The organism is Pseudonocardia sp. DR1-2, assembly GCF_023717215.1.
GTDB lineage: Bacteria > Actinomycetota > Actinomycetes > Mycobacteriales > Pseudonocardiaceae > Pseudonocardia > Pseudonocardia alni.
This window is the reverse complement of sequence record NZ_JAMQOF010000012.1, coordinates 138976-151342: the sequence shown is the minus strand read 5'-3', so window position 1 is coordinate 151342 and position 12367 is coordinate 138976. Positions and strand designations below refer to the sequence as shown.

The 12367-nt window shown below is 76.7% G+C and carries 9 protein-coding genes; all 9 read left to right on the top strand.

The genetic code is table 11. The annotated features are described in order from the left end of the window. Positions 1-1510: 1510 nt before the first annotated feature. The 9 genes from ND486_RS27050 (at position 1511) to ND486_RS27010 (ending at position 12325) form a co-directional block, all read left to right on the top strand. Positions 1511-3127 carry a lipopolysaccharide assembly protein LapB gene (locus tag ND486_RS27050; protein ID WP_251787152.1) on the top strand — a complete coding sequence of 539 codons (1617 nt, stop codon included), beginning with the start codon at positions 1511-1513 and terminating at the stop codon, positions 3125-3127. Further along, entirely contained in the window at positions 3124-4131 is a 1008-nt protein-coding gene (locus tag ND486_RS27045) for an HAD hydrolase-like protein (protein ID WP_251787151.1), read from the top strand. Before ND486_RS27050 ends, ND486_RS27045 begins: the two co-directional genes overlap by 4 nt. 70 nt (positions 4132-4201) lie before the next feature. Further along, the gene (locus tag ND486_RS27040) at positions 4202-4408 is read left to right on the top strand and encodes a hypothetical protein (protein ID WP_062402852.1); all 207 of its coding nucleotides are present in this window, start codon (positions 4202-4204) and stop codon (positions 4406-4408) included. Positions 4409-4410: 2 nt separating this feature from the next. Beyond that, positions 4411-5244: a TlyA family RNA methyltransferase gene (locus tag ND486_RS27035; protein WP_251787150.1), complete on the top strand. Its 834-nt coding sequence runs from the start codon at positions 4411-4413 to the stop codon at positions 5242-5244. Continuing rightward, complete coding sequence (locus ND486_RS27030) at positions 5241-6167, top strand: NAD kinase (protein ID WP_073575229.1); 927 nt, start codon at positions 5241-5243, stop codon at positions 6165-6167. Before ND486_RS27035 ends, ND486_RS27030 begins: the two co-directional genes overlap by 4 nt. Before the next feature lie 90 nt (positions 6168-6257). Beyond that, the gene (gene recN, locus ND486_RS27025) at positions 6258-8243 is read left to right on the top strand and encodes a DNA repair protein RecN (RefSeq protein ID WP_251787149.1); all 1986 of its coding nucleotides are present in this window, start codon (positions 6258-6260) and stop codon (positions 8241-8243) included. A gap of 173 nt (positions 8244-8416) precedes the next feature. Continuing rightward, entirely contained in the window at positions 8417-9604 is a 1188-nt protein-coding gene (gene steA, locus ND486_RS27020; protein WP_251787148.1) for a putative cytokinetic ring protein SteA, read from the top strand. Then, positions 9589-10524, top strand: coding sequence for a copper transporter (locus ND486_RS27015; protein ID WP_251787147.1), 936 nt, complete (start codon positions 9589-9591; stop codon positions 10522-10524). Before steA ends, ND486_RS27015 begins: the two co-directional genes overlap by 16 nt. A 22-nt stretch (positions 10525-10546) precedes the next feature. Next, positions 10547-12325: a CTP synthase gene (locus ND486_RS27010; RefSeq protein ID WP_083474023.1), complete on the top strand. Its 1779-nt coding sequence runs from the start codon at positions 10547-10549 to the stop codon at positions 12323-12325. Positions 12326-12367 lie beyond the last annotated feature (42 nt).

Sequence of the window (12367 nt, the reverse complement as noted above, 5' to 3'; positions counted from 1 at the left end):
CCGCCGACATTCAACCTCTGAAAGGGGAGTCCGCAACGGTGTAGAAGCCGCTGTGGACTCCCCTTTTTCGTATGTCTGCAGCCGTGTCCGCCTCTCTGCGCGGACCGGTTCGCCCAGTGCGGTCGCCGACCGCGGAAGTGACGGTGTTGGTTTGTACCCTGACCACGTGACGGACGGGGAACGTCCCGGCAACGGCCGGGCAGGCGAGGAGCGCGGTTCGCGCAGCGGGTCGGGATGGTCGCGCGGTGACGACCAGCGGGGACGGCGCCGCGACGGCGACGACCGCACGCGTCGCGACGACCGGGGCACCCGTGGCGGCGGCGACCGTGCGCGCGACGACCGGGGACGTCCGGGCGAGCGCCGCACCGAGGGCCGCTCCTGGTCCGACCGGGGTGGACGCGACACCGGCCGGCGCGACAGCGGCTTCCGCGGCGACGACCGCTCCGACCGCGGGCCGCGTCGCGACGACGACCGTCGTCCCGCCCGCGACGACGACCGCCGTTCCGGCGGCACCGGCCGGCGTGACCCGTTCCGGGGTGGCCGCGACGACCGCGGTGGCCGGCCCTCCGGGGGCCGTGACGACCGCCGTCCCTACCGTGACCGTGACGACCGTGGCCCCCGTCCGCAGCGCGACGACGACCGTGGCGGGCGCTCGTACCGGGACCGCGACGACCGCGCCGGTCGTCCCTCCTCCGGCCGTGACGACCGTGGTGGCCGCTCGTTCTCCGGTCGCGAGGACCGTGGCGGGCGTTCCTTCCCCGGTCGCGACGACCGTGGGGAACGTCCGTCCGGGGGCCGTGACGGTCGCTCCTTCGGCGGCCGAGACGACCGCCGTCCCGCCCGTGGCGGCGACGACCGTGGCAGCCGTCCGTTCCGTGGCGGTGACGACCGTGGCGGTCGCTCCTCCGGGGACCGTGACGACCGTGGTGCCCGCTCCTTCCGTGACCGTGACGACCGCGGCGGCCGTTCCTTCGGTGGCCGTGACGACCGTGGCCCCCGTCCGCAGCGCGACGACGACCGCGGTGGCCGTTCGATCCGCGACCGTGACGACCGCGGGGGACGTCCGTCCGGCGACCGCGGTGCCCGTTCCTTCCGGGACCGCGACGAGCGTGGCGCCCGTCCGCAGCGCGACGACGACCGCGGTGGCCGTTCGTTCCGTGATCGCGACGGCCGGGCCGGTCGCCCGTCCCGGGACCGTGACGACCGTGGCGGCCGTTCCTTCGGTGGCCGTGACGACCGTGGCCCCCGTCCGCAGCGCGACGACGACCGTGGCGCCCGTCCCTACCGGAACCGTGACGACCGCGCGCCCCGCGATCGCGACGACGACCGTGGCGCCCGTCCCTACCGGAACCGTGACGACCGCGCGCCCCGCGATCGCGACGACCGGCGCAGCTCGTCCCGGGACCGGGACGACCGCGCGTACCGCGCCCGCGAGGAGCGCCCGTCGCACGACCGCCCGGCCGAGCGATCCGCGGCCGTCGAGCCCCGGGACGTCGCGCAGCCGGCCGCGGTGCAGGCCGAGCCGGCCGGTGACGCGCCTGCCGTCACGCCGTCGACCACCGACACACGGGAGGCGGCCACGTCGACCGGCGCAACCGCCTCCGACACCCCTGCCCGGGTTCGGGAGACCCCGCCCGCGGAGGCGCCCGACGCGCCGGTCACCCGCGACGAGCCCACCGACGACGCGGTCGGCACGGGCAGCACCGCGCCCGACGGACCCCGGTCCGGCAGCGGGGACCGGACCGACACCCCCGTCACCGACGCCCGCGGGGCCGGTACCGGGGCCGACGCCGTCGACCGCGCCGGGACCGCCCCGGGCACGACCGGATCGGACGGCGACACCGTCGACGGTCCGCGCACCGACCGTGCCGAGCGTCCCATCGGGCGCGACGAGCGTCGCCCGCTCCGTGACCGTGACGACCGTGGCCCGCGCCGGGAGCGTGACGACCGTGGGCCGCGTGGTGGCCGGGACGACCGGGGCGCGCGCTCCGGCCGTGACTACCGCAGGCGCGACGACCGTGGCCGGAACGAGCGTGGCCGCGACGACCGTGGCCGCGACGACCGCCGTGACCGCGACGCCCGTCCGCGACGGGCGATCCCGGAGTCGGCCGAGCGGACCTTCGTCGCCGAGCCGGACCTGCCGGACTCGGTGACGGCCGCCGAGCTCGACCCGAGCGTGCGCCGGGACCTGCGCGGCCTCCAGAAGGAGACCGCCGAGGTCGTGGCGCGGCACCTCGTCGCCGCGGGGCTGCTCGTCGACGAGGACGCCGTGCAGGCGCTCGAGCACGTGCGCTACGCGCGGCGCCGGGCGTCGCGGATCGCCGTCGTCCGGGAGGCCGCCGGCATCGTCGCTTACCACGCGGGGGAGTGGAACGAGGCCCTCGGCGAGTTCCGCGCCGCCCGCCGGATGGGCGGCGGACCGGGGCACGTGCACGTCATGGCCGACATCGAGCGCGCCCTCGGCCGTCCCGAGCGTGCTCTCGACCTGGCCCGCAGCCCCGAGGCCCGCGACCTCGGCCACGAGGAGCGGATCGAGCTGCTCATCGTCGCCGCGGGAGCCCGGCGCGACCTGGGCGAGGCCGACGCCGCCGTCGTCGGGCTCCAGGTCCCCGAGCTCGACCCGGTCCGCCGCGATCCGTGGAGCGCCCGACTGTTCTACGCCTACGCCGACAACCTGCTCGCCGCGGGCCGGGAGTCGGAGGCCGTGCAGTGGTTCGTCCACGCCCACGACGCCGACCAGCACCGGGAGACCGACGCCGCCGCGCGGATCGCCGAGCTGACCGGTGACGAGCTCGAGGGCGCCGACGACGAGCTCTCCGTCGGCTGGGAGGACGTGCCCCCGGCCGCCGACGACGACGCCGAGGCGCCGCACACCGACGCCCCGGCGCCGTCCGGCCGGATCGACGCCGACGACCACGCCGGCGCGGTCGGCGGCCCCTGCGCCGACGATGCGTCCGGGGCCGACGCCCCGAGCGCCGACGGGACCGACGTCGACGGGACCGACGAGGTCCGCGGCGACACCGACGCGACCGACGGAGGCGCCGTGGCCGAGGAGCAGGACGCCTCCGGGGCGGCTCCCGCCACGGACCACCAGCAGGGCCGGGACACCGGGGCCGGCGACCGGTGACCGACGACCTCCTGTCCCGCCACGACGTCCTCCTGGCCGACCTCGACGGCACCCTCTACCGGGGCCCCGAGGTCGTCCCGGGGGCCGTCGAGGCGGTGCGCGGGGCGGCGGACCGCGGCGTGCCCACGGTGTACGTCACCAACAACGCCTCGCGCAGCCCCGCCGACGTCGCGGCGCACCTCGCCGAGCTCGGCTTCCCGGCGCGCGTCGAGGACGTCCGCACCAGCTCACAGGCCGCGGCCGCGATGCTGGCCGAGCAGCTCCCGCCGGGTGCGCGGGTGCTGGTCGTCGGCACGTCGGCGCTGGCCGACGAGGTCCGGGCCCGCGGGCTCGCCGTCGTCGGTGACGCCGAGGGCGCGGACGCCGTCGTCCAGGGGCACTCGCCCGACACCGGGTGGCGGATCCTGGCCGAGGCGGTCGTCGCCGTCCGGGCCGGAGCACTGTGGGTCGCCTCCAACGTCGATCCCACCCTGCCCACCGAGCGCGGGGCGCTGCCCGGCAACGGCTCGATGGTCCAGGTCGTGCGGACGGCGACCGGGGCGCGGCCGCAGGTGGCGGGCAAGCCCGCCGCCCGGCTGCTCCGCGAGGGGTGCGGCGACGCGCGGGCCCCGCTCGTCATCGGGGACCGCCTCGACACCGACATCGAGGGTGCCAACGCCATGAGCGCCCCGTCGCTGATGGTCCTGACCGGGGTCAGCGGCGCCGCGGAGCTGCTCGCCGCCGCCCCGGAGCTGCAGCCCACCCACATCGGCGCCGACCTCGCCGCGCTCACCCGCCCACCGGACGAGCTGGCCCCCGGGCCGCGGCCCGGCTGGGACGTCCGCGCCGACGGCGGCACGCTCGTGTTGTCCGGCGACGGGGACGGGCCCGAACCCACGGTGGACGCGCTGCGTGCCCTGTGCGCGGTGGCCTGGGAGCAGGGCGTCCACGACGTCCGCCCCGACGGTGCCGCCGCCGCCGCGGCACTGGCGGACCTCGGCCTGGCGGAGCGGCCAGGGCGGTGACGCCGCGTCGCGGCCGCGGTGGGGACCGTCGGCTACCGTGACGTCAGAACCCCGTCCCCGGAGATCATCCATGAGCGTTCCCGCACCCGGACCCCGTCCGGGCGACCCGCGGCCCGAGCAGGACCGCCCCGTCGCGGCCCTGCGTGCCGAGGTCGACGCGGCCGTCGCGGCGCTCGACGCGCTGGACGACCGTCCGGTCTCCGAGCACCCGGCCGCGTTCGAGCGGGTGCACGCCGCGCTCGGCCGCGCGCTGAGCGCCGGCTCGGAACGGGAGTGACGATGGGCCCCACCCGCGCCCGGCTGGACGCCGAGCTCGTCCGCCGCAAGCTCGCCCGCTCCCGCGGCCAGGCCGCCGAGCTGATCGCCGCAGGCCGGGTCGTCGTCAACGGCATGCCGGCGGCGAAGCCCGCCACCGTGGTGGACCGGGACGCACCCGTCCTCGTCCGCCCGGACGACGACGGCGAACCCGACTGGGCCTCCCGCGGTGCCAAGAAGCTGCTCGGCGCCCTCGACGCGTTCACCGACGTCGACCCCGCCGGGCGGCGCTGCCTCGACGCCGGCGCCTCCACCGGCGGCTTCACCGACGTGCTGCTCACCCGCGGGGCGGCCGAGGTCGTCGCCGTCGACGTCGGGTACGGCCAGCTGGTGTGGCGGCTGCAGTCCGACGAGCGCGTCCACGTGCACGACCGCACCAACGTCCGGGCCCTCGAACCGGAGCAGATCGGCGGGACGGTCGACCTGACCGTCGCCGACCTGTCGTTCATCTCGCTGCGCACCGTGCTGCCGGCCCTCGCCGCCTGCACCGCGCCCGGAGGCGACCTGCTGCCCATGGTGAAACCACAGTTCGAGGTCGGGAAGGACCGGCTCGGCTCCGGCGGGGTCGTACGGGACCCGGGCCTGCGCACCGAGGCGCTGCACGGGGTCGCGACCGCCGCCGCAGCAGCCGGGCTGCACGTCCTCGGCGCGACCGCGAGTCCGCTGCCCGGCCCGTCGGGCAACGTCGAGTACTTCCTGCACCTGCGCCGGCCCGCCGCCGGCCCGGCCGGCGGCGCCCCCGAGCAGCCCGAGCTCGCGCCGATGCTGGCCGCCGCGGTCGCGGACGGCCCCGCATGAGGGACGTCCTGCTGGTCCTGCACACCGGGCGGCCCACCAACCGCAAGACCGCGCTGCACGTGATGGGCGAGCTCGGGCGGCTCGGCCTGCGCACCCGGGTGCTCGCCGACGAGTGGGCCGAGCTCGCCGCGGACCCCGACGTCCCGGCGGGCTACGAGCCGGTCCCGGTCCCCGGGAGCCCCGAGTGCGCCCGCGGCGCCGAGGCGGTCCTGGTGCTCGGCGGTGACGGCACCCTGCTGCGCGCCGCCGACCTCGCCCGCCACGCCGGCGTGCCCCTGCTGGGCGTCAACCTCGGCCACGTCGGCTTCCTCGCCGAGGCCGAGGAGGACACGCTGCCCGAGGCGCTGCAGAAGCTCGCCGACGGCGACTACGAGGTCGAGGAACGGACCACCCTCGAGGCCGTCGTCACCGCCGCCGGGCAGGTGCTCGGCCGGGCGTGGGCGCTGAACGAGGCCGTCGTCGAGAAGACCACCCGCGGCCGCATCCTCGAGGTCGTCCTCGAGGTCGACGGTCGCCCGGTGTCCTCCTTCGGCTGCGACGGGGTGCTCTGCTCCACCCCGACCGGCTCCACCGCCTACGCCTTCTCCGCGGGCGGGCCGCTGATCTGGCCGCAGGTGCAGGCACTGCTGGTGGTCCCCAGCAACGCACACGCCCTGTTCGCCCGGCCGATGGTGATCGCGCCGGAGAGCACCGTCGCGATCGAGGTGTCCGCCGACGGCCCGTCCGCCGTGCTGGACTGCGACGGCCGTCGCACCGTCGCGGTGCCGCCCGGGGCCCGGGTGGAGCTGCGCCGCGCGTCGGAGCCCGTGCGGATGGTGCGCCTGGCCGCGCAGCCCTTCGCCGACCGGCTCGTCCGCAAGTTCGACCTGCCCGTCCGGGGCTGGCGCGGGGCCCGGACCCAGCCACCGGGTTCGAACACCTGATCGACCGTTCGGCGCACGGGAACATCCGTTCGGTGCCGTTCGCGTGTCGGGGCTCGAACGCTGTCGGTGTTCGAACGTATGGTCCCACGCATGTTGTCCGAGATGCGGATCCAGGGCCTCGGCGTGATCGACGACGCGACCCTGGAGCTCGACCCGGGCCTGACCGTGCTCACCGGTGAGACCGGCGCCGGGAAGACCATGGTCGTGACCGGGCTGAACCTCCTCGGCGGTGGCCGCGCGGAGTCCTCGCGGGTGTCGGCCGGGGCGCGCCGCGCCGTCGTCGAGGGCCGGTTCGCGGCCTCGCCGGGGGCGCTGGAACTGGCCGAGGAGGTGGGCGCCGAGGCCGACGACGACGGGTCGCTGATCGCGGCTCGCACCGTGTCGGCCGACGGGCGCTCCCGGGCCCACCTGGGCGGCCGGTCGGTGCCCAACGGGGTGCTGGGCAGGCTCGCCGAGACCCAGCTCGCCGTGCACGGACAGAACGACCAGCTGCGGCTGCTGCGCGGCTCCGACCAGCGGGCCCTGCTCGACCGCTTCGCCGGGGACCCCGTCGCCGTCCCGCTGGCCGCCTACCGGACGGTGCGCACCGAGTGGCTGCAGGTGGTCACCGAGCTCGCCGAGCGGCGGGACAACGCCCGCCGGCTCGCCCAGGAGGCGGACCTGCTGCGCCACGGTCTCGCCGAGATCGAGGCCGCCGACCCGCAGCCCGGTGAGGACCGCGAGCTCGTCGAACAGGCCCGCCGGATGGCCGAGGCCGACGACCTGCGAGCCGCCGCCGAGAGCGCACACCTCGCCCTGTCCGGGTCGGACGACGGCGAGGCCCCCGGCGCGGTCGGGCTCGCCGGGCAGGCCAAGGGGCTCGCCGAGGGCAGCGGCGACCCCGCGCTGGAGGAGCTCGGCCCGCGCCTCACCGAGGCCATCGCGGTGCTCGCCGACGCCGCGGCCGAGCTGAGCGGCTACCTCGACCGGCTCGACGCCGACCCCGAGCTGCTGTCCCGCGTCCTGACCCGCCAGGCCGAGCTCAAGGCGCTCACCCGCAAGTACGCGGCGGACACCGACGGCGTGCTGGCCTGGGCGGACACCGCCCGCGAGCGGCTGTCCGGGCTCGACACCTCCGACGAGGCGCTCGCCGAGCTGTCGGCCCGTCGTGACGCGCTCGCCGGTGAGCTGGCCGGTCACGCCGCCGCGGTCACCGCGGCGCGCACCGCCGCCGCGTCCCGGCTGGCCGAGGCGACCACGGCGGAACTCGCCGGGCTCGCCATGAAGGACGCGACGCTGCAGGTCGGCGTGCAGCCGCGGCCCGCCGCCGACACCGGGCCGGTGCTCGAGGTCGGCGGGCGGCGCTGCCAGGCCGGGTCCAGCGGCGTCGACGAGGTCGAGATCCGGCTCGTCCCGCACGCCGGGGCGGTGGCCCAGCCGCTGCACAAGGGCGCCTCCGGCGGTGAGCTGTCCCGGGTCATGCTGGCCCTGGAGGTCGCGCTCGCCGGGGCCGACCCGGTGCCGACCATGGTGTTCGACGAGGTCGACGCCGGCGTCGGCGGCCGGGCCGCGGTGGAGATCGGCCGCCGGCTCGCGCAGCTCGCGGCCCGCCACCAGGTCATCGTCGTCACCCACCTGCCGCAGGTCGCGGCGTACGCCGACCGGCACCTCGTGGTGCAGAAGGCGTCCGGGGCGGGGGTCACCCGCTCCAGCGTGCGGCGGCTCACCGAGGAGGAACGCACCGGGGAGCTGGCACGGATGCTGGCCGGGATGGACGACACCGACACCGGCCGCGCGCACGCGGAGGAGCTGCTCAGCGCCGCGACCGCGCACCGGGAGGCCGACCGCGCGGCGGCACGGCCCGCGGACCTCGCCGAGGCCCGGTCGCGTCGCGCGCGGTCCCGGCGCGGCCGGACCGTGCAGGACACGGACACGGACACGGACACCGGCGTCGCGACCGCGCCGGCGGAGGGTGCGGTCCCCGGGCCGCGCAGCACCGACTCCCTCAGCACCGACTCCCGCGGCGTCGACCCGGACGCTGCCGCGGGCCGTCCCTCCGCCGCATCGCGGCGCCGCCGGGTCGCCCGGGCCGGCTGAGCGGGCCCGGCCGACGGCCGCCCGGGCGGCCTGCCGTCGCTGTGGGTGAGCGGCGCGGTGCTCCGGGCGCCGCCACCCGGGGGGCGACGGGGGATCGTCCGGGCCGGTGACGTCGCGGTCTCGCGCGGCGTGCCTGCGTGGTCACGGACGCCCCACCTGTCACAGTGCGCCACATGAAGCTGTCCGGCCTGCTGCACCGTTCCCGACCGGAGCTGCCGGGCCTGACCGGCCCGGCCCGCGCCGACCGCCGCATCGAGTCGGTGCTCCGGCGCCTGCGCCCCGGCGACATCGCCGTGATCGACCAGGTCGACCTGGACCGGGCGACCGCGGACGCGCTCGTCGCCGCCCGGGTCGCCGCGGTCGTCAACGCCGCCCCGTCGATCTCCGGCCGGTTCCCGAACCTCGGCCCGCAGGTGCTCGTCGAGGCGGGCATCCCGCTCGTCGACGACTGCGGTCCCGACACCCTGCGCGCGGTCAAGGACGGCATCCGGGTGCGGCTGCACGACGGCGTGCTCTACACCGGCGAACAGCCGCTGTGCGAGGGCCGCGAGCAGACCGAGGACACCGTCGCCGACGCCCTGGACGAGGCCAAGCAGGGCCTGACCCACCAGCTCGAGGCGTTCGCCGCGAACACCATCGAGTTCATGCGCCGCGAGCGCTCACTGCTCCTCGACGGGCACGGCGTCCCCGAGGTCGACGTCGCCCTCGACGGGCGGCCGGTGCTCGTCGTCGCCGCCGGGTTCGAGCACCTCGCCGTGCTGAAGCGGCTCAAGACCTACATCAAGGAGTACCGGCCGGTGCTCGTCGGCGTCGGGGCGGGCGCGGACGCGCTGCTCAACGCGCGCCACCGCCCGGACCTCATCGTCGCCGACCCGTCCGAGGTGTCGAACCAGGCGCTGACCAGCGGCGCCGACGTCGTCGTCCCGGCCTTCCCCGACGGGCACGCCCCGGGGCTGCACCGTGTGCAGGACCTGGGCGCCAGCGCCGTGACGTTCCCGTCGATGGCCAACCCCGAGGACCTCGCCCTGCTGCTCGCCCACCACCGCGGCGCCTCGATGATCGTCACGGTCGGGCTGTCGGCGTCGATGGGGGAGTTCCTCGACCGCGGGCGGTCGGGCAGCAACGCCTCGACGTTCCTGACCCGGCTGCAGGCGGGGGGCAGCGTCGTCGACGGCGCGATGATCGCCCAGATGTACCGGAGCCGGACCTCGTTCGCGCCGCTGCTGCTGCTCATCGCGGCCGCGGTGGTCGCGGTCGTCGTCGCCGTGCTCGTGTCCGGCGGCGGCCCCGCGGTGCTGGAGTGGCTGCGTGGCGTGCTGGAGAGCGTGCGGGCCCTGGTCGCCGGATGGCTCCCGGCGTGATCTCGCGGCGCCACCACCGCATCGCCCTGGTCGCGGTGTTCGTGCTGGCCCTCGCGGCCGGGTTCGTCCTCGCCGTCGTCGGGCTGCCGCAGCGCATCGCCGACGTCGCGGCCTCGGAGACGGACACGGGCGAGACCGCCCGGCTGAGCGTCGAACGCGACACCCTGGCCGCGCAGCTGCACGCCAGTGACGAGTTCGCCGGCCGCGTCGGACCCGATCTGGTGCGCGGGAAGCTCACCGGGGTGCCCGTGACCGTCGTGGCGCTCGGTGCCGACCCGGCCGACACGCGCGCGGTCGCGGAGCTCGTCGTCGCCGCGGGGGGCAGCGTCGCGGGGGAGGTCGTGCTCACCCCGGCCGTCACCGACCCGGCCCGCGCCGACCAGCTGCGCGACCTGTCCGCACGGCTGCTGCCGTCGGGGGCCCAGCTCCCCACCGCCACCGACGCCGGTGCGCTCGCCGGGGGCCTGCTCGGCTCCGCGCTGCTGGCCCCGCCCGACGGTCCCGCACCCGCCCCGGACGGGGCCGGCGCGGTGCTCGCCGGGCTCGCCGGCGGCGGCTTCGCCGAGGCACCGCAGGGCGGTCCCGCGGCCGGGCGGGTGGCCGTCGTCGTCACCGGTGCCGCGTACTCCGGTGTGGACGCCGGCGCCTCGGCGTCCACCGCGGCGGCACTGGCCGCGGAGCTCGACCGTCGTGGCGCGGGAGCCGTGCTGGCCGGGCGGGACGCCGCGGACGGTTCGGCCGTCGCCGCCGCCCGCTCGTCCGGGGCCGGTCCGGTGGGCCGGCTCGCCACCGTCGACGGCGTCGGTACCGGGGCCGGGCGGGTCGCGACCGTGCTCGCGCTCGCCGAACGACAGGCAGGAGGCACCGGCCGCTACGGTTCCGGGGCCGGAACGGTGGGGCCGGTTCCCGCCGCCCCTTGACCGATCGGTAGGCTGAAACTCCGTGCAGACTCGCGCCACCCGTCATCTCTTCGTCACCGGTGGGGTCGCGTCCTCGCTGGGTAAGGGCCTGACCGCCTCCAGTCTCGGTCAGTTGCTCACCGCGCGCGGGCTTCGCGTCACCATGCAGAAGCTCGACCCCTACTTGAACGTCGACCCCGGGACGATGAACCCGTTCCAGCACGGCGAGGTGTTCGTCACCGAGGACGGTGCCGAGACCGACCTCGACGTCGGCCACTACGAGCGGTTCCTGGACCGTGACCTCGCCGGGCGGGCCAACGTCACCACCGGCCAGGTCTACTCCGAGGTCATCGCCAAGGAGCGTCGCGGCGAGTACCTCGGCGACACCGTCCAGGTGATCCCGCACATCACCAACGAGATCAAGGACCGCGTCCTCGCGATGGCCGAGCCCGACGCCGAGGGCCTGGCCCCCGACGTCGTCATCACCGAGGTCGGCGGCACCATCGGCGACATCGAGTCGCTGCCGTTCGTCGAGGCCGCCCGCCAGGTCCGCCACGAGGTCGGCCGGGACAACTGCTTCTTCCTGCACGTGTCGCTGGTGCCGTACCTGGCGCCGTCGGGCGAGCTGAAGACCAAGCCGACCCAGCACTCCGTCGCGGCGCTGCGCAACATCGGCATCCAGCCCGACGCGGTGGTCCTGCGTGCCGACCGGGAGATCCCCGAGGGCATGAAGCGCAAGATCTCACTGATGTGCGACATCGAGCTCGACGGCGTCGCCGCGTGCCCGGACGCCCCGTCGATCTACGACATCCCGAAGGTGCTGCACGGCGAGGGCCTCGACGCCTACGTCGTGCGCCGGCTCGGGCTGCCGTTCCGCGACGTCGACTGGACGGTGTGGGGCGACCTGCTCGACCGCGTCCACCACCCGCGGGAGACCGCGACGATCGCGCTGGTCGGCAAGTACGTCGACCTGCCCGACGCCTACCTCTCGGTCACCGAGGCGCTGCGGGCCGGCGGCTTCGCCCACCACGCCAAGGTGGCGATCCGCTGGGTGCCGTCGGACTCCTGCGAGACCCCGGCCGGCGCGGCCGAGGCGCTCGACGGCGTCGACGGGGTGCTCGTCCCCGGCGGCTTCGGCATCCGCGGCATCGAGGGCAAGCTCGGCGCCATCACCCACGCCCGCACCCGGCGCATCCCCACCCTGGGGCTGTGCCTGGGCCTGCAGTGCATGGTCATCGAGACCGCGCGCACCGTCGCCGGCCTGGAGGACGCCAGCTCGACCGAGTTCGACCCGGAGACCGCGCACCCGGTGATCTCGACGATGGCGACCCAGCGCGACGTCGTCGCGGGCGAGCGGGACATGGGCGGGACCATGCGCCTGGGCGCCTACCCGGCGGTGCTGCAGCCCGGCTCGGTCGCGGCGAAGGCCTACGGGTCGCGCGAGATCTCCGAGCGGCACCGGCACCGCTTCGAGGTGAACAACGCCTACCGGCAGCAGCTCACCGAGGCGGGCCTGGTGTTCGGGACATCCCCGGACGGGACGCTCGTGGAGTTCGTGGAGCTGCCGTCGTCGCAGCACCCGTTCTTCGTCGGGACCCAGGCGCACCCCGAGCTCAAGAGCCGCCCGACCCGGCCGCACCCGCTGTTCGCGGCGTTCGTGAAGGCGGCGCTGCGCTACCGGGCCGAGGACCGGCTGCCGGTGCACCTGCCCGGCCGGGACAACACCGACGCCGACGACGCCGAGACGGTCGAGGGCGACGACGTCGCCGTCGGCGCGGGCGGCAACGGCGTGGCCCGGGCCGAGAGCACCTCCGCCCGCTGACCCGACCGGACCGGGCCGCCGACGGTGGCCCGGTCCGGCACG

What these genes read in the sequence shown, in the direction of transcription:
- ND486_RS27040 (WP_062402852.1), top strand. Translation starts at nt 4,202, where the DNA reads ATGAGCGTTCCCGCACCCGGACCCCGTCCGGGCGACCCGCGGCCCGAG.
- ND486_RS27035 (WP_251787150.1), top strand. Translation starts at nt 4,411, where the DNA reads ATGGGCCCCACCCGCGCCCGGCTGGACGCCGAGCTCGTCCGCCGCAAG.
- recN (WP_251787149.1), top strand. Translation starts at nt 6,258, where the DNA reads ATGTTGTCCGAGATGCGGATCCAGGGCCTCGGCGTGATCGACGACGCG.
- ND486_RS27015 (WP_251787147.1), top strand. Translation starts at nt 9,589, where the DNA reads ATGGCTCCCGGCGTGATCTCGCGGCGCCACCACCGCATCGCCCTGGTC.
- ND486_RS27030 (WP_073575229.1), top strand. Translation starts at nt 5,241, where the DNA reads ATGAGGGACGTCCTGCTGGTCCTGCACACCGGGCGGCCCACCAACCGC.
- steA (WP_251787148.1), top strand. Translation starts at nt 8,417, where the DNA reads ATGAAGCTGTCCGGCCTGCTGCACCGTTCCCGACCGGAGCTGCCGGGC.